We start from the raw sequence: 17412 nt of genomic DNA on the forward strand, positions 1-17412 counted from the left end.
CATGCTCCACGTTGTGCTGTACGAGCCGGAGATACCGCCAAATACCGGCAATATCATTCGGCTGTGCGCCAACACCGGCTGCCAGCTGCATCTGATTGAACCGCTGGGGTTTAATCTGGAGGACAAACAGATGCGGCGGGCCGGGCTGGATTACAGCGAGTACGCCTCGGTGAAGATCCACAGGAACTACCAGGACTTCCTCGCCAGCGAGCAGCCCGGACGCCTGTTCGGGCTGACCACCAAAGGCAGCACCCACTACCATCAAGTGGACTATCAGGATGGCGACTACCTGATGTTCGGTCCGGAAACCCGCGGCCTTCCCGCTGATGTCCGTGAGGGTTTGGTGCCCGAGCACCGACTGCGGGTTCCCATGCAACCGGAAAGCCGCAGCCTGAATCTTTCCAACACCGCCGCCCTGGTGGTTTACGAGGCCTGGCGGCAGCTGGGTTTCAAGGGCGCTGTATAAGCGCCCGAGGGCCCTCTGCGCCGTGGCACCACCATCGGGTAGCCTTCCTCCAGCTCGACCACTCTCGCGGTGAAGCCGTAGACGGCTTCCAGCAGTTCAGGCGTAAGTACCTCCCGCGCCGAGCCTTCGTGGACAAGTCGGCCGGCCTTCATCACCAACAGGCGATCGGCAAACTGGGCCGCCAGGTTCAGATCGTGCACAACCGCCAGAACTGCCATGTCCTCGGCCTTGGCCAGGCGGCGCACCAGATCCAGCACCATCTGCTGATGCGCCGGGTCCAGGGCGGATGTGCACTCGTCCAGCAGCAACAATCTGTCGCCCGGGCTGTCGATGATCTGGGCCAACACCCGCGCCAGCTGTAACCGCTGCTGCTCACCTCCGGACAAACCCGGCACCAGTCTGTGCCTCAGGTGACCGATATCCAGCTCGTTCATCAGCTTATCGACCACCAGGTCGCTTCTGTCTGACGCCATTTTAGGCCGCCCCAGCTGTACGACCTCCTCGACCGTCAGCGGGAAATTCACCTCCACTCGCTGGGGCATTACCGCACGCTGACGGGCCAGCCGCTGCGGGCGCCATTGCCCGAGTTCCCGCCCGGAAAAGGTCACGCTGCCGCCGTAGGGGAGATCGCCGCTGATCGCCTTGAGCAAAGTCGACTTGCCAGCGCCGTTCGGCCCCAGGAGCATCAACAGCTCCCCTGCCTTCAGGTGGCAATCAATGCCATCGACAATCCGGGAACGCTCCAGGGAAACACTGACGTTGTTAACGGAAAGAACCATCAGATCACCTTTGTTCTCAACAGAAGCGCCAGGAAGAAGGGACCGCCGATCAGTGCCATCATCAGGCCAATAGGCAGTTCTGCCGGCGCTACCACCACCCTTGCCAGGGAATCCGCGGCCACCAGAAGTGTGCCGCCCACAAGGGCACTGAGCGGCAACACCACCCGGTGACTGGCACCAAGCAACTGGCGCACGAGGTGGGGCACCACCAGGCCGACAAACCCGATCAGTCCACTGACCGCAACAGCAGCTCCCACTCCAAGGCCAACCACCAGGATCGCGGCCTTCTTGACGGTATCGGTGCGATATCCCAGGTGCCCGACCACGGATTCTCCCAGCAGAAACGCATCCAGCGGACGGGCCAGCCAGGGGGCGGCCAGTAACGCCAACAGCATGAACGGAGCCCCAACCAGCAGATCGTCCCAGCCGGCGTGGCCGAGGCTGCCCATGGTCCAGAAGGTCAGCGAGCGCAGCTCTTCGTCGTTTGCATAGAAGGTCAGCAACCCGGTGGCAGCGCCAGCCACGGCGTTAATCGCAATACCGGCGAGCAACAGGGTTGCCACGGCGGTCTGTCCCGATCGATTGGCAACGCGCCAGGCCAGCAGCACCGTGCCACTGCCGCCGAGAAAGGCGGCGATGGGCAAAGCCCATTCGCCGGTCATGGCCAGCCAGCCACCCAGCCAGGTATTACCCAGCACGATCACCGCAATGGCAGCCAGGGAGGCACCGGCGGACACCCCGATCAGCCCCGGGTCGGCCAGAGGGTTGCGAAACAGTCCCTGCAACAGGGCCCCCGAGACTGCCAGCACCGCTCCGACCAGAAAGCCGAGCAGGAATCTCGGCATTCGGACTTCCAGCAGCACCATCGAAGCCACCGGATCGCTCGCTTCCCGGCCAATGATCACGCTCAGGATATCCCCAAGTGCCAGCGGGTAAGCGCCACTGGCAATAGACACCAGAGCAACAGACGCAGCGGCCAATAACGCGACCACCAGTGACGGTGCAAAACCTAAACGGCCCGCAGCATCACGAATCATTGGCTGTCACGTTCGAAGGTACAGGTAAGACTTCGTTTACCGCAGCCATGGCATCGGGCAGCCGCGGGCCGAAACCCAGCAGCATCATGCCGTCTGCCACCAGCCGGTGCCCGCTCTGCCAGGCGTCGAGTCGCTCCACCTCCGGCCAGGAACCGATTGTGAACTGGCCCGGCGTGGATTCAGCAATCACAATGGCATCCGGCCGGGAAGCCAGAATGGCTTCCCGGTTAGCCGGCTTATAGCCCTGGATCCCGGACGCGGCATTGATCGCGCCGACAGCATCCAGCAAGGCTGAAGCGGAGGTTCCTTCCCCCGCCAGCATCACGGAGTGATTTCCGGCAGCGAGAATGAACAGCACCGTCGGCGGGTTTCCACGGGTTGCTGATGCCCGCTGAATACGGTTGATCTTCGACCGGAGCTCGGAGGCCAGGACTTCTGCTTTTTCCTCCTCACCAAGTAATCCACCCACAGTCACAATCCGCTCCAGCGCAGCCTCCGGCGTCCGTGCCGAAGGCAGTTTTTCAACCTGAACACCGGCCCTGGCCAAGCGCTCCAGATTCTCTGCGGGTGCGGCCTGCTCGGAGGTAATCAGCAGATCCGGCTTGAGGGCCAGCACTCCCTCAAAAGGCAACGCCCGCAGGTAGCCAATTTTGGGCAGAGACTCGGTCTGTTCCGGATACCCGCTGGTGGTGTCCACACCTACCAGCAACGACTCCAGGCCCAGCCGGTATACAATCTCGGTGATCGCTCCGTCAGCGGTCACAACCCGCGGCGAATCCCCCGCCTGGGCAGAAGCCCCGAACGCGGTAGCCAACAAGAGCCACACAAGAACCCTGGATATCATGACAAAGCCTCCAGGGTCGCCGCCTGCTCCCGCCAGAGTTCGGATTCAGGGATGCCAGGCTTGCGTTCACCGAACACCGTCAACACCAGCTCACCGTCAGCATTGAACGCCTCCATTGAGGTGATGATGCCGTCTGCGGAGGGGCGCCGGACCAGCCACCAGCGCCGGATTGATTCGGTGTTGGCATGCAAGTTAAAGCCTCTGTCCAGAACGTTCATCCAGGGACCGGTGCGACGCAGGTTCGCCACCTTGCCCGTGAATATCTGCACAATCCCGGGATTGCCAACGAAGAACATGGCCGGGCACTGATTATCCCGAAGCAGCTCCAACAGCCGGTCCAGAACATCACCATCGGTACGCTCAAGCTCGGTAGCCCATTCGCCTCTCAAGAGTTCCAGCGCCGTCAGCCGATCAGTACCGGCCCGTTTCAGAAGCGCACCGAAATGATGGACATCCTTGAGCTCCCGCCAGCCCTCCCGAAGAACCTCTGTGTTGACCGCTTCTGGCACCACTCGTTGAGGAGCCGGGCGCGCTCCCTGAGGCTTGAACGGCCTCAGCTCCTGATCTGCGAACGAACGGACCAGGCGCGCCCATGCGTCGCCATCGGTATCGGCAACCCGGTAGATTTTGTGGACCGCTGCCCCGTACTGATCGAAGAACTGCAGACTTTCCCTCAACCCGGAGCGAACCCTTTCCTGCACCCGGTAGCCATAGGCCCAGTGTTTGAAAAAGACGCGGATGTCGATCTCACCAACGGCCAGCCCCATGGCCCCGGACCGTCCGCTGGTGAAATCCTTGAAGGTGCCGGTCACTTCATGAACCACTTCGTTGTTGCGGCTCAGAATCATGACCGGGCCGACGCTTTCAAGGGCCTTGAGAAGATCCCCGAAATTGTCCTTGAGAGGAATCAGTTCGTCGCCGCCACGCAGCCGAACCAACTCCATCTCGCTAACACCCAACTTATCCGCCATCTGACGGACCCTCATATTTGGCTCTGCTTCTTGCAGCGCCCGCCAGCGTGCTGCGAGCGAATCGGTTGCCGTGCCTGTTGCCATCGCTGTCTGTTCCATGGGGTTACTCCTGCGCCTGCTGAAGCTCAACGGGCAGCCAACGCACCGTGGGCTGGCCACTCGTTCCGTCCTGGTCGTAGTAACCGACAATCTGCAGCGCCCAGACCGTGGACTCAGGATCATTGGCATCCGCCTTGATCAGGAAGGTCCGGAAGTTCGGCCAGATCTTGTGCTGATTGGTCAGGTTGTAGGCATACCAGGTGTTATCCGTGAATACCCCGCCGGTTGAGTCCGTGTTGTACAGCTGGGGAACACCCGGATCGCTGTCATTGGCGGCAAGTTCGCTCCAGGTCATCGGGTCGGAGGCCCCGCCACTGCCGTTGCCGGACACCCCGCTGTTGGATTTCAGGTACCAGTCGCGACCGGAGAAGCCGACCTGGACATCCCAGACTTCGCTGGTTTCGCAATCGACAACGGAAGCCGAGTCAAAATCGAAACATGCGTCGCCGCCCTCATAGCTTGCAGGGGATGTGAAAGTAATTACCGTGTCACTGAATCCCAAAGCGCCGGAGGCCTGCACGTCAAACTCGAAGGTGAAGCCGTCAATCCCCTGCCCTTCGCGGGTCGGAAAATTGAAGTCGACAACCCGCATACGGGCATAGCTGTTTCCCTCAGCAGAGCGCACCAGATAGCCAACATCTTCGGCCTCGGTGATCACACCCGTGGCAAAGTCGTATTGAGACCAGGTATCTGAAGATCCAAACGCACTGGCGAAGGCATCCTCCTGCCAGCTCCCGGGTGCTTCGAGAATGCCCAGCAAATGTTCCTCCTCGGAGTTGGCGGTCGCGTTGGTGAACACATTGGCGTCGGGATCGCCGTTACCGTCGTAGAAATCGTCCTGGGCAATTGCCAGGGCGCCACCAACACTGGCACTTCCGGAAGCACCACTGTTCACCTTGAAGTTCAAACGATTGGCGGCGATGTGCCAGTCGCCGCTTTCTTCCACCATCGCTCCGGTTTCCAGATTCAGGTAGACGGTCTCCGTTGCCGCGGGCATCAACTGCTCGGAAAATGCGCTGACATTATCCGCATCGTCCTCCGCGATAGAGTTGTCACTGCCCCCGCCACAGGCCGTCAGAGCCAGGGCGGCCAGCACAATGGCCGGGGGTCTGGTATCGAAAAGATCCATGGATATCTCCTTCATGTCGTTTTTTTGGTGGTCAGGCATCATTCGCCAAAGGAAACCGTGAGCCCGGCGTAGAGGAAGCGCCCGGCAACGGGTCTGAAATCTTCACTGGCATTGGAAAAGTCGCGCTGTTCGTCGGTGATGTTGTCGGCCCCGGCAAACAGTCGGAGCTGGTCTGAAAACCGGTAATTCAGTTTCAGGTCGGCCGTTGTATACCCCGGGGACACGGTCCCGGCGGCAGCATCCACGAACTCCTCACTCTGGTACCGAAGCCGTGCACTCCAGGACAGGCCTGGCAGCCCAAGCGGGCCGTCCAGCCCCAGACGCGCCTGGTGCCTCGGGCGGCGATTAAGCTCATCGCCTGTTGCACCATCTTCGGTTCGGGTCAGGGTATAGCCGGCGCTAAACCGCCAGTGCTCGGAAGGTTCCCAGCCAGCCGTGGTCTCGAATCCCCAGGTCCTTGCTTCAGCAATGTTTTCGTAGGAGAAAACCTGAACGCCGTCGTTCCGCGCCTGGGTAGCCTCGGTATCCGGCGAGGTCTGGATCAGCTGCTCGATGTCATTAAGGAAGGCGTTCGCTTCCAACCACGCAGCCCTGTTCCAGGACAGCCCCCCTCCAAACTGATAGCTGACGGATTCCTCCGGTTGCAGATCCGGAGCTCCCTGCACGATGTAGCCAAGCTGGCTGTGATCAAAGGTGAAGTACCTTTCCTTCAGATTGGGCACCCGGTATCCGGCGCCAACGCCAGCACGCAGAAAGCCGATCAGTGAATCGGTCCGGACCAGGTCGTAACGTGCATTGATCTTGGGAGCGGTGTGGGTTCCGAAGTCGGAGTCATTCTGGAACCGGACGCCGGGCACCAGCTCAAGATGCTCAGTGGGCATCCAGGTGTCCTGAACCCAGGCTTCCTGGCTTTCACGCTGTCGGCGAGGTTCCGCACCGAGCTCGGAAGCGCCGTCCTTGGTCTGCTCGAGCGTTTCACGGTTGAAATCGATACCGCCCTGCAGGTGGTGACTGAGCCCCACCGGCTTGCCCAGATGGGCCGAAAAACGGGACAGAGTGGATTCGGCACGACGGTCATCAAAGACCCCGCTGCCGGTATACTTCAGGGTATCGTCATTGAGAATCTCATGGACGGCGGACCAGCCGGCACGCAGATCGGAGTTGCGTCCATGATCTCCAGACAGGGTATAGCGGGTACGGGTTACCGTTTCATCCTTACCCTGATTGATCACAAAAGGCGGGTTGCGCTCGGTGTAACGTGACCCAGACTCCTCCTCGAACCGGGCGACCGCAGCGCTCAGCCGGTGATTCCCGTTCGGAGACCAGTCGGTGCGGAAGCTGAGATCGGTGCGATCGTATTCATCACCCGGTCGGGCCCAGGTCTTCGGCTCCAGATCGATGCCATCGGAATGCTGGTGAGATGCGGACAGACGCAGGGCCAACTGTTCACTACCTCCCTGGACCGTGGCTCGGGCGGAATATCGCGCGGGGTCGGCTTCATCGCCCGAGGGATTCTGGTCACCATAGGTACCGGCATCGGTGGCGAACTGGCCGGAGAGCCCGGAAGCCGGCGGACGGGTAATGACATTAACCACGCCACCGATACCGGAGCTGCCATACTGGGCAGAGACAGCGCCCTTGACCACTTCCACCCGCTCAATATCGAGCACGGCCAACTGGCTGACGTCCACCGTTGATCCGGTGGTGGCCGTCATTGGCAGACCATCGATCAGAACCAGCACACGATCGGATTCGATTCCCTGAAGCCAGACCTCGTAACCGGGCTTGCCGTGGATCTCCCGGAGCTGCAAACCCGGCACGTTTTCCAGAGCCTCTTTCAGATTGCGAGCGTGGGTTCTCTCAAGCTCTTCGGCGGTAACCACTTCGGTCCGCACTGGGGTATCCAGCAACTGACGCTCACTGCGGGTTCCGGTAACAACAAGCTCATCCAGGTAACCGGCTGGCCGGCTGTCAGCGAGTGTTGCCGTGGAGACCATGGCGAGGAGGGAAGCGCAGGACAAAGTTAGATGCGAAATTCGAGAATACATAAATCAACCAAACGACTCAGATCTTAGTGCGAACGATTATCGTTTGAATTTAGATTTATATCAATGCCCGGGCTGGAATTTTTGTATAGGCACAAAAAAACCGGCCGGAGCCGGTTTTTCTATTACTGCTTCATCCGCCGCAGATCAGTGAGTCTGCTGCTCTTCGTTTGCCTCACCCGCAGCTTCTTCCTGCTTGCGCTTGAGCGCCTGGGCATAGATGGCATCGAAGTTCACCGGCGCCAGCATCAGGGCCGGGAAACTACCCTTATTGACGATGCCGTCAATTGCTTCGCGAGCGTAGGGGAACAGGATGGTCGGGCAGTAGGCGCCGAGCATCTGGCCCAACTGCTGGCCCTCGATGCCCTGCACCAGGAACACGCCGCCCTGCTGTATCTCCACGATGTAAGCCACCTTCTCACCCACTTTTGCGGTGACGGTCAGGGAAAGCACAACTTCATACTGGTTGTCGCTGACCTTGTTGTGGGAGGTGTTCAGATCCAGGTTAACCTGCGGCTTCCACTGCTCCTGAAATACAGTTGGAGAGTTGGGCGACTCAAAAGACAGGTCCTTCACATAGATGCGCTGAAGGGCAAACTGGGGTTGGTTCTGGTTGTCACTGCCTGCTGCGGCTTGCTGATTCTCAGCCATTTTCAATCCTTTCGTTCTCGATCGTGGGCTCGGGGCCCGTTGTTATGGGATGCTTTAGAGCGTGCTGCCGGGACATTTTACGTTCAGGCCGGGCCGGCTTATGTGAAACAGTGCGGCAGAATGATCTTCAGATCAAGGGCCGCCCTATTTCTTCACCAACGGAAGATTGCTGGCTTTCCAGTCAGCCACGCCACCGTTCAGGCGAACCACATTGCTGAAGCCTTCCGCGTTCAACTGTTTGACCGCCATGGCGGAATGCTGGCCCATCTTGTCGGCAACGATGATCTGCTTGTCCTTGAACTTGCTCAGCTCGCCAACGCGGCTCTTGAGACTGTTCAGGGGAATGTTGATCGAGCCGGTAATGCGACCCTCACCAAACTCCTTGCGGTCCCGGATGTCGACTACAACGGCTTCATCCTTGTTGATCAGATTGACCGCGCCCTGGGCCGAGATCTTGGCACCGCCACGACGGGATTCCAGAATAAGGATGGCGACCAGGAATGCCACGAACAGCGACACAAGAATGTAGTGGTTAACGACAAATTCAAACAACCGGTCCATGAACTTACCCTGATAATGAGTTTGGCGGGATTATACACAGCCTGCTCCCCTGACAGAAGGTGACGAAAGTGGCCAGTAAATGCGAAAATAGATAAACTTCATTTTCGTTTTAGTAAACTTACTAACATTTTACTTCCGGACTTAATGATGACAGCAAAGCGCAAGCCGACTGCACTGATTATCCTGGACGGCTGGGGCCACCGCGACCCGGCCGAAGACAACGCCATCAGCAACGCCAGCACCCCGTTCTGGGACCAACTCTGGCAGAACCAGCCCAAGACTCTGATCAACACCTCAGGCATGTTTGTCGGGCTGCCGCAGGGGCAAATGGGTAACTCGGAAGTTGGCCACATGAACCTGGGCGCAGGGCGCGTGGTCTATCAAAGCCTTACTCGTATCGACAAGGATCTCGAAGAAGGCACTTTCCAGAAAAACGAAGTGCTCTGCTCTGCAATCGACAAAGCTGTTCAGAGCGGCCGAGCCGTACATCTCATGGGCCTGATGTCTCCCGGTGGCGTCCACAGCCACGAAGACCACATCATTGCTGCTGCCGAACTGGCCGCTGCCCGCGGGGCGAAGGAAGTTTACATTCATGCCTTCCTCGACGGCCGCGATATGCCACCCCGCAGCGCCAAACCGTCACTGGAGAAAGCCGCAGCCAAGTTGAAGAGCCTTGGGGTTGGCAGGGTTGCCTCGATTGTGGGCCGCTACTACGCCATGGATCGCGACAACCGCTGGGACCGCGTGGAAGCCGCCTACAATCTGATGACCCAGGGCACCGCAGAATTCACCGCAGCCGACCCGGTATCTGGCCTGGAACAGGCCTACGAGCGCGGGGAAAACGACGAGTTTGTAACACCAACCCGCATCCACGCTCCGGGCGAGCCAGAGGGCACCATCAACGATGGCGACACGGTGCTGTTCATGAATTTCCGTGCTGACCGCGCACGGGAAATGACCCGCACCTTTGTGGAGAAGGAGTTCGACGGTTTCGAACGCAAGAAGCACCCGGAACTGGCCGATTTTGTGATGCTGACCGAGTACGCGGCCGACATCAAAACCTCCTGCGCCTACCCGCCGGAGCAGCTCAGCAACGGCCTTGGCGAGTATATGGCGAAACAGGGCAAGACCCAGTTGCGCATTGCCGAAACCGAGAAATACGCCCACGTTACCTTCTTCTTCAATGGCGGGCTGGAAACGCCGTTTGAAGGCGAAGACCGGATCCTGGTGCCCTCTCCCAAAGTGGCAACCTACGATCTGCAGCCGGAGATGAGCGCGCCTGAGGTCACCGACAAGCTGGTGGAGGCCATCAAGAGTGGCAAATACGATCTGGTGGTCTGCAACTACGCCAACGGCGATATGGTTGGCCACACCGGCAAGCTGGATGCGGCTATCAAGGCAGCCGAGTGCCTCGACGAATGCGTGAAGCGCGTTGTCGAGGCCCTGGATGAAGTCGGCGGCGAAGCTCTGATCACTGCCGACCACGGCAACTGCGAGCAGATGACCGATCCCAACTCCGGCCAGGTTCACACCGCTCACACCATCGGGCCGGTGCCGCTGGTGTACACAGGCCATCGCAAGGTTGTGCTGAAGAACGACGGCAGCCTGAGTGATGTGGCACCCTCTCTGCTCGCCCTGATGGGGCTGGAGCAACCAGAGGAAATGACCGGGCACAGCCTGGTCGAGATCGGCTGATCCGGGAACGGAACCAACCTTTGCGACTTACCGCAATTCTGGCGCTCACCCTCACTCTGGGTGCAGCGCCGGCACTCGCCCAGCAGGAGGTCACCCCGGCCCAGATCGAGGAACTCAAGGAACGCATTGAGGACATCGACGACTGGCTGGAGGATGCCGAAGATGACCGCTCCGCCCTGGAACGGCAGCTTGCTGCGACCGAGAAGAACATCAGCCGCCTGACCCGTGAACGCCGATCCCTGCGCCAGCAGGCAGAGCAACAGCAGCAAAAACTCCGGGAACTGGAGAAGGAAGCTCAGGAGCTCACCCGCACACTCGACCGCCAGCGGGACAGCCTCAAGAAGCAGATCCGCGCCGCCTGGATGGAGGGAGATGCGCCAGCAGTAAAAGTTCTGCTCAATGAAATTGATCCGGACAAGATTGCCCGGACCATGACCTACTATGAATACCTCAGCAAGGACACGGTTGATCGCCTTGAGGCATTCAGGCAAAGCCTGCAAGAGCTAAGAAACACCCAGGCTGCGGTGCAGTCGACCAGGGTTGAACTGGCCAGAACCGAAGAAAGCGTCGCCAGACGCCAGCAGGAACTGACAGAATCCAGACAAGAGCGCCAGCAGACACTGGCCGCCCTGAATGCCGATATACGGAACCGTCGCAGCGAACGGGAAGAGCTGGAATCGGATCGCCAACGGCTGGAAAATCTGCTTGAAGAAGTGCAACAGGCGATCAACAACATTCCCTCGCCCAATGAATCCCAGCCCTTCGCGTCATTGCGCAACAAGCTGCCCTGGCCAGTGAAAGGCCAGGTGTTGAGCAGCTACGGCGACCGCTACGCCGACGGCAAACTCCGGCGCAATGGCCTGCTTATCGCCACTGGAGACGACGCGGAAATTCGCGCCATACACTACGGTCGGGTCGTGTTTGCCAACTGGCTGAGGGGATTTGGCCTGATTACCATCATTGATCACGGCGATGGCTACATGACACTGTATGGCCACAGCAGCAGCCTGTTCACCAGCCCCGGAGACTGGGTGGTCGCTGGCGAACCCATTGCCCAGGCGGGCCGCACCGGTGGTACCGATTCCCCGGCCCTGTATTTTGAAGTCCGGCACAATGGCAAGCCCGACAATCCAGGCCGATGGCTGGCAAACTGAGACGCCCCGGGAGGGCTGACAAACGCCGCGGGTAACGCCATACTGTCCGGAGTCAGGGAATCCAGTCCAACTATCGGAATAAAAACGGGATATGTGAATGAAACGGGTCAGAAGTACACTCCACGCCTTTCCATTACGCAGCATTGCGCTCGCTACCTGTTTCGCAACCGCCTCCGGACTGGCCTGGGCCCAAGATGAAGACGCCGCCACCGAGCAGCTGCTGGAAGGTATCCAGAACGGCGAACGGGTGGAAATCAGCCTGCCCGACCCCGAGAAACAACTGCCGCTGGAAGACCTCCGGAAGTTCACCGAGGTATTCAGCCGCATAAAAGATGCCTATGTAGAGGAAGTAAGCGATCGCAAACTCCTCGAGAGCGCTATTAAAGGCATGCTTTCAGACCTTGATCCACACTCTACCTACCTGGCACCCAAAGACTACGAAGAGCTGGAAGAAAGCACCTCTGGTGAGTTCGGAGGCCTGGGCATTGAAGTGGGTATGGAAAACGGCTTCGTTAAGGTAATTGCGCCCATCGACGACACGCCTGCACAGAAGGCGGGCGTCCAGGCCGGCGACCTGATCATCAAGCTTGATGAAAAGCCGGTTAAAGGCATGAGTCTGGAGGAAGCCGTTCAGCTTATGCGGGGCAAACCCGGCTCGATCCTTACACTCACTATTATGCGTGAGGGCGAAAGCGCGCCTATCGAAATCGAAGTGGAGCGCGACATCATTAAAGTGACCAGCGTGAAATCCCGCATGCTGGAGAATGGCTACGGCTATGTCCGCATCACCCAGTTCCAGGCTGATACCGGCTCACAGTTCAAGGATGCCCTCAACGGGCTGGAAGACGAATTGGGCCGGGACCTTGATGGGCTCATCATCGACTTGCGCAACAACCCGGGCGGCGTGCTGCAGGCCGCTGTAGAGTCTGCTGATGCCCTGCTCGATGAAGGGCTGATTGTCTATACCGAAGGCCGCATCCAGAGTTCCCGCCTGCGCTTCAGCGCACGTGCCGGCGACATCATGGAAGGCACACCCATTGTAGTTCTGATCAATGGCGGCTCCGCCTCAGCATCGGAAATCCTGGCCGGTGCCCTCCAGGACCATGAACGGGCCGTGGTAATGGGCACCAAATCCTTCGGAAAGGGCAGTGTTCAGACGGTTATTCCGCTGGACGAGACCCATGCCATCAAGATGACCACCGCGCGCTACTACACACCGGATGGCCGTTCCATCCAGGCGACCGGAATCAAACCGGACATTGAAGTGCGTCCTGCGGAACTGAAAGAACTCGACAGCAAACCCTTCTTCACCGAAGCGGACCTGAGCGGACACCTTGAAGGCCAGAACGAGGGCGAGCAACAGGAAGGTGAAGCAGACTCGGAGAGCGAAGCCAGCTCCCAGTCAAACCGTGATTACCAGCTGCGCTCCGCACTGAACCTGCTCAAGGGCATCCGGATCCTGAACCCCAACAAAAAGGACAAGGCAGAAGGAAGCGATCAGTGAGAGTAGTGAGCACTCTGCTGGCCCTGGCATTCTGCATTGCCGCCGGCGCGGTGTCGGCAGAGCCGGCAAGAACGGCTCTGCCCCCAACCATTGCCATTATTATTGATGACATGGGTCACAGCCTTGTTGAAGGTGAGCGACTGGCAAACCTGGATCAGCCGCTCACCCTGGCATTCCTGCCCTATCGCCGACATACGGACAGCCTTGCCCGGCTCGCCCACAAGCAGCGCAAGGAAATCATGCTGCATGCCCCCATGGCCAACACCCGCAATTATGGCCTCGGCCCCGGTGGCCTGACACCGGATATGGACGAACAGAACATGGTGACCACCCTGCGCAGGGCACTCCAGTCCATCCCACACGTGCAAGGCGTCAACAACCACATGGGTAGTCTGCTGACACAGCAGCTGCAGCCCATGGACTGGGTGATGAAGGAGCTGTTCCGCTACCCGGTGTACTTTATCGACAGCCGCACCATCGCCTCGTCTGTTGCCGGTGATGTCGCCGCCGCCTACCGGATTCCAACCATGACCCGGGACGTGTTTCTCGACCATGAGCAAACCGAGGAGTTCGTGGATCGCCAGTTCAAATTGCTGATCAAGCGCGCCCGGGAAAACGGCAGCGCCATCGGCATCGGCCATCCTCACAAGGTCACCGTGGATTACCTGGAGAAGCACCTGCCAAAACTGGATGAGCAGGGTATCGCCATTGCCACCGTCAGCGGCCTTTGGGCCATGCGCAATGGCAATCGGGAGATGTTTGCGGAGGGAGAAAAGCAGGCCATTCGACCTGCTTTTGCACAGAAAAAGTAGCCTTGGCTGTCGGATTACGGCTGCGCCTAATCCGACCTACAAGTGGAGTGCATACGGGTAACAGTCGGATTTCGGCTTCGCCTAATCCGACCTACGATGGGAATGCACGCGGAGAACAGTAGGTCGGATTAGACAAAGTCGTAATCCGACAAACCACGAAACTCACTCCCGTACTTCTATACCCTGAGCCTTCATAAAGGCCTTCGCCTCAGGAATGGTGTGCTGTCCGAAGTGAAAAATCGACGCCGCCAGCACTGCATCGGCACCACCCTGGGTAACGCCATCAGCCAGGTGCTGCAGCTCTCCAACCCCACCTGAGGCAATCACCGGCACAATCACCGCATCGCTGATGGCCTTGGTCAGACCCAGATCGAATCCGATCTTGGTGCCATCCCGATCCATACTGGTCAGCAGTAACTCACCCGCGCCCATTTCCACCATCTTGCGCGCCCATTCAACGGCGTCCAGCCCCGTGGGCTTGCGACCACCGTGGGTAAAGATCTCCCAGCGGGGCTCCTCGCCCTCTTCACTGACCCGCTTGGCATCAATGGCCACCACAATGCACTGGCTGCCAAAGCGCTCCGCCGCTTCCCGGACAAATTCCGGATTGAACACGGCTGCGGTATTGATCGACACCTTGTCTGCGCCAGCATTCAGGAGCTTGCGAATGTCATCCACGGTACGAACACCGCCGCCGACAGTCAGCGGAATGAAGACTTCCGCCGCCATCCGCTCGACAGTTTCATAGGTGGTGTCACGGCTTTCGTGACTGGCAGTGATATCGAGGAAGGTGATTTCGTCGGCACCCTGCTCGTTGTAACGACGGGCCACTTCCACCGGGTCGCCGGCATCGCGGATATCGACAAAGTTGACCCCCTTAACCACGCGGCCTTTGTCGACGTCCAGGCAGGGAATGATGCGTTTCGCCAGAGCCATAGGTCGTCCTTATCCCTTCAAACTGTCGCAGAAAGCCTGGGCTTCCGCCACATCCAGGGTACCCTCATAGATAGCCCGGCCGGTGATGGCACCCAGGATACCCTTGTCCGCCACGGTAGCCAGGCGCTTGAGATCATCCATATTGGTGACACCGCCGGAGGCGATAACGGGGATTCCCCCTTCTTCGGCCAGTGCCGCAGTGGCCTCAACGTTTACGCCCTGCATCATGCCGTCGCGGCTGATGTCGGTGTAAACAATGGCGTCCACGCCGTCGTTGGCGAACCGTTTAGCTAGATCAGTGGCCATCACTTCCGAGACCTCCGCCCAGCCATCAGTGGCGACACGGCCGTCTTTGGCGTCCAGGCCAACGATGATGTGGCCGGGGAATTTCTTGCACATCTCGGTTACGAATTCCGGCTCTTTCACCGCCTTGGTGCCAATGATGACCCACTGCACGCCGGCCTTCAGATAGGCCTCGATGGTTTCTGCTGAGCGGATACCACCACCAATCTGGATCGGCAGATCCGGGTACTTGCGGGCAATGGCCTGAACGATTTCCCCGTTGACCGGCTCGCCGGCAAAGGCGCCGTTCAGGTCAACCAGGTGCAGGCGACGGGCGCCGGCTTCCACCCAGCGGGTGGCCATATCGACAGGGTCGTCACCAAACACCGTCGAGTCGTCCATGCGGCCCTGACGAAGCCGTACGCATTTGCCGTCTTTCAAATCGATCGCGGGAATTATCAGCATTTTCCAGTCCAGTTCGTAAAATTCTCAAGCAACTGCAAGCCCGCCCGGGCACTTTTTTCCGGGTGGAATTGCACCGCAAAAATATTGTCTCGTGCCACCGCTGCCGCAAGGTCTACACCATAGCGGGTGCGGCCCGCCATATCAGCGTTGCCCTCGGCCTCTGCGTAGTAACTGTGCACGAAGTAGAAACGGTCCCCCTCGGGAATGTTATGCCACAAGGGATGATCAATGGTCTGCTGTACCTGATTCCAGCCCATGTGGGGCACTTTCAGGCGCTCGCCGTTTTCCGTGAGGTGATCACCGAAATAGCGCACTTGCGAAGGGAACAGGCCGATACAGTCGACGCCGCCGTTTTCTTCACTGCGGGACATCAGTGCCTGCATGCCTACGCAGATGCCAAGAAACGGGCGGTCCTGGGAGACCTCGCGGACCAGGTCCACCACTCCAAGGCGATGCATTTCTGCCATGCAGTCGCGGATGGCGCCAACGCCGGGGAGGATGACACGGTCTGCTTCACGAATTTTTTCGGCGTTGTCGGTGACCAGTACGATGGTGTCCGGGGCAACGTGCTCTACCGCTTTTTTGGCTGAGTGAAGGTTACCCATGCCGTAGTCGATTATGGCAACGGTTTTCATGGTTGTTGCGGTGTCCTTGATTGACCGGCCACAAGTGACCGGCTAAAGCGAGCCTTCTGGCGACGAGTCTTTTACAGAGAGCCTTTGGTGGACGGCGTAATGCCGGCCATGCGCTCGTCCATTTCAATCGCCATGCGCAGGGCACGGCCAAAGGCCTTGAACACGGTTTCAATCTGGTGGTGGGTGTTCTTGCCCTTCAGATTGTCGATGTGCAGGGTCACCATGGAGTGATTCACGAAACCGTGGAAGAACTCCTCGAACAGGTCAACGTCAAAACCGCCCACGGCACCGCGGGTGTATGGGACATCCATCATCAGGCCAGGGCGGCCGGACAGGTCGATAACCACCCGGGAGAGAGCTTCATCCAGCGGCACGTAGGCATGACCGTATCGGCGGATGCCCTTCTTGTCGCCAACGGCCTGTTTGAAGGCCTGGCCAAGGGTGATACCGATATCTTCCACGGTGTGGTGATCGTCAATGTGCAGATCGCCCCTGGAAACGATGTTCAGATCCACCAGACCATGACGGGCAATCTGATCCATCATGTGCTCCAGAAAGGGCACGCCTGTGTCGAAACTGGATTTGCCGGTGCCGTCGAGATCAATCTCAACGGTGATCTGGGTTTCAAGGGTATTTCTTTCTACCCGAGCCTTACGTTCGGCCATGGGGACTCCGTGACAATTGAGCGGCATAGCGCCGGAAAAATTCTATCCGGCGATTATACCTTTTATGTCCGCTGGAGTCCCACAACCGGTTTAATCGCTACGATAGCGAAGTCCGGTTGAACGGCAAGCGAAGAATCCTCAGAAGGCCTTCTTGAGATTGTTCATGTAAGTATCCACGAGACTGTTGAACTCGTGTTTGATGACCGGGCTGATGGCCAGTTTGAGCAGGCTGGGCAGGGGCACAGTCAACTCGGCACTGGTCTGGAACTTCACGGCAGTGGCATTGTCACCCTTGGATTTGATGGTCCAGGAACCGCTCACAACCCCGTTGCCCTCACCTTTTACCGGCTCCCAGGTAATCCGCCCGGCCTCCTTGTCCGAATGGTACTTGCAGGCATAGATCGACTGGATCGCGTGCTTGTCGACGCCGACTTTTTCCATTTCCCAGCGATAAGCGTTGTCGCCAAGATCGGTCAGTTTGTGGACTTTCGGGAAATGACTGGCTGAACGTGGCACATCCGCCAGCAGATCAAACACTTCATCATAGCTTCCCGGAATTTCAAGTTCCCGGTTCAGCTCAATCGAAACGGTAATAGCCACGGCCAACTCCTTCTTGTGTTTATAGGTATCAATGTAGTCGGAAATTTAAGGGGGTGTATTTTGGCCCAACACTACCGCATTG

At 58.8% G+C, this 17412-nt stretch carries 18 protein-coding genes; 5 read left to right on the top strand and 13 right to left on the bottom strand.

The annotated features are described in order from the left end of the window. Position 1: 1 nt before the first annotated feature. Positions 2 to 466 (top strand): tRNA (uridine(34)/cytosine(34)/5-carboxymethylaminomethyluridine(34)-2'-O)-methyltransferase TrmL, encoded by a 465-nt coding sequence (gene trmL / locus A8B84_RS16810; protein ID WP_064227544.1) that lies wholly within the window; start codon positions 2 to 4, stop codon positions 464 to 466. On the opposite strand, the gene A8B84_RS16815 is transcribed toward trmL, so the two are convergent. The 8 genes from A8B84_RS16815 to A8B84_RS16850 all read right to left on the bottom strand — a co-directional run bounded on the left by A8B84_RS16815 (position 424) and on the right by A8B84_RS16850 (position 8582). Then, positions 424 to 1245 carry a heme ABC transporter ATP-binding protein gene (locus tag A8B84_RS16815; protein ID WP_064227543.1) on the bottom strand — a complete coding sequence of 274 codons (822 nt, stop codon included), beginning with the start codon at positions 1243 to 1245 and terminating at the stop codon, positions 424 to 426. The genes trmL and A8B84_RS16815 overlap by 43 nt on opposite strands. Next, positions 1245 to 2282 carry a FecCD family ABC transporter permease gene (locus A8B84_RS16820; RefSeq protein WP_064227542.1) on the bottom strand — a complete coding sequence of 346 codons (1038 nt, stop codon included), beginning with the start codon at positions 2280 to 2282 and terminating at the stop codon, positions 1245 to 1247. The genes A8B84_RS16815 and A8B84_RS16820 overlap by 1 nt, the downstream gene beginning before the upstream one ends. Further along, a complete protein-coding gene (locus tag A8B84_RS16825) occupies positions 2272 to 3126 on the bottom strand; it encodes a heme/hemin ABC transporter substrate-binding protein (RefSeq protein WP_064227541.1) in 855 nt (284 codons plus the stop codon). Before A8B84_RS16825 ends, A8B84_RS16820 begins: the two co-directional genes overlap by 11 nt. Further along, positions 3123 to 4196: a hemin-degrading factor gene (locus tag A8B84_RS16830; protein ID WP_064227540.1), complete on the bottom strand. Its 1074-nt coding sequence runs from the start codon at positions 4194 to 4196 to the stop codon at positions 3123 to 3125. The genes A8B84_RS16825 and A8B84_RS16830 overlap by 4 nt, the downstream gene beginning before the upstream one ends. A 4-nt stretch (positions 4197 to 4200) precedes the next feature. Further along, positions 4201 to 5325, bottom strand: a complete 1125-nt coding sequence (locus A8B84_RS16835; RefSeq protein ID WP_064227539.1) for an HmuY family protein — start codon at positions 5323 to 5325, stop codon at positions 4201 to 4203. Between the two features lie 38 nt (positions 5326 to 5363). After that, on the bottom strand, positions 5364 to 7346 hold the full coding sequence (locus tag A8B84_RS16840) for a TonB-dependent receptor plug domain-containing protein (RefSeq protein ID WP_227512665.1): 1983 nt from the start codon (positions 7344 to 7346) through the stop codon (positions 5364 to 5366). A gap of 171 nt (positions 7347 to 7517) precedes the next feature. Further along, entirely contained in the window at positions 7518 to 8021 is a 504-nt protein-coding gene (gene secB / locus A8B84_RS16845; RefSeq protein ID WP_064227537.1) for a protein-export chaperone SecB, read from the bottom strand. Positions 8022 to 8165: 144 nt separating this feature from the next. Continuing rightward, positions 8166 to 8582: a rhodanese-like domain-containing protein gene (locus A8B84_RS16850; RefSeq protein WP_008169323.1), complete on the bottom strand. Its 417-nt coding sequence runs from the start codon at positions 8580 to 8582 to the stop codon at positions 8166 to 8168. Positions 8583 to 8729: 147 nt separating this feature from the next. Here A8B84_RS16850 and gpmM point away from each other — a divergent pair, with 147 nt between their 5' ends. The 4 genes from gpmM to A8B84_RS16870 all read left to right on the top strand — a co-directional run bounded on the left by gpmM (position 8730) and on the right by A8B84_RS16870 (position 13747). After that, positions 8730 to 10277 (top strand): 2,3-bisphosphoglycerate-independent phosphoglycerate mutase, encoded by a 1548-nt coding sequence (gene gpmM / locus A8B84_RS16855; RefSeq protein ID WP_064227536.1) that lies wholly within the window; start codon positions 8730 to 8732, stop codon positions 10275 to 10277. A 20-nt stretch (positions 10278 to 10297) separates the two neighbouring features. Continuing rightward, entirely contained in the window at positions 10298 to 11431 is a 1134-nt protein-coding gene (locus A8B84_RS16860) for a murein hydrolase activator EnvC family protein (protein ID WP_064227535.1), read from the top strand. A 97-nt stretch (positions 11432 to 11528) separates the two neighbouring features. Beyond that, positions 11529 to 12935, top strand: a complete 1407-nt coding sequence (locus A8B84_RS16865) for a S41 family peptidase (protein ID WP_064227534.1) — start codon at positions 11529 to 11531, stop codon at positions 12933 to 12935. Continuing rightward, positions 12932 to 13747: a divergent polysaccharide deacetylase family protein gene (locus A8B84_RS16870; RefSeq protein ID WP_064227533.1), complete on the top strand. Its 816-nt coding sequence runs from the start codon at positions 12932 to 12934 to the stop codon at positions 13745 to 13747. Before A8B84_RS16865 ends, A8B84_RS16870 begins: the two co-directional genes overlap by 4 nt. A gap of 162 nt (positions 13748 to 13909) precedes the next feature. Here the strand turns inward: A8B84_RS16870 and hisF are convergent, their stop codons facing one another. The 5 genes from hisF to A8B84_RS16895 form a co-directional block, all read right to left on the bottom strand. Beyond that, a complete protein-coding gene (hisF, locus tag A8B84_RS16875) occupies positions 13910 to 14683 on the bottom strand; it encodes an imidazole glycerol phosphate synthase subunit HisF (protein ID WP_064227532.1) in 774 nt (257 codons plus the stop codon). A gap of 9 nt (positions 14684 to 14692) precedes the next feature. Then, on the bottom strand, positions 14693 to 15430 hold the full coding sequence (gene hisA / locus A8B84_RS16880) for a 1-(5-phosphoribosyl)-5-[(5-phosphoribosylamino)methylideneamino]imidazole-4-carboxamide isomerase (RefSeq protein WP_064227531.1): 738 nt from the start codon (positions 15428 to 15430) through the stop codon (positions 14693 to 14695). Next, positions 15424 to 16065: an imidazole glycerol phosphate synthase subunit HisH gene (gene hisH / locus A8B84_RS16885; RefSeq protein ID WP_064227530.1), complete on the bottom strand. Its 642-nt coding sequence runs from the start codon at positions 16063 to 16065 to the stop codon at positions 15424 to 15426. The genes hisA and hisH overlap by 7 nt, the downstream gene beginning before the upstream one ends. 71 nt (positions 16066 to 16136) lie before the next feature. Further along, on the bottom strand, positions 16137 to 16730 hold the full coding sequence (gene hisB / locus A8B84_RS16890) for an imidazoleglycerol-phosphate dehydratase HisB (protein ID WP_014578250.1): 594 nt from the start codon (positions 16728 to 16730) through the stop codon (positions 16137 to 16139). Positions 16731 to 16868: 138 nt separating this feature from the next. Further along, positions 16869 to 17330 carry an SRPBCC family protein gene (locus A8B84_RS16895; RefSeq protein WP_064227529.1) on the bottom strand — a complete coding sequence of 154 codons (462 nt, stop codon included), beginning with the start codon at positions 17328 to 17330 and terminating at the stop codon, positions 16869 to 16871. Between the last annotated feature and the right edge of the window lie 82 nt (positions 17331 to 17412).

The organism is Marinobacter sp. EhC06, from assembly GCF_001650915.1.
Taxonomy (GTDB): domain Bacteria; phylum Pseudomonadota; class Gammaproteobacteria; order Pseudomonadales; family Oleiphilaceae; genus Marinobacter.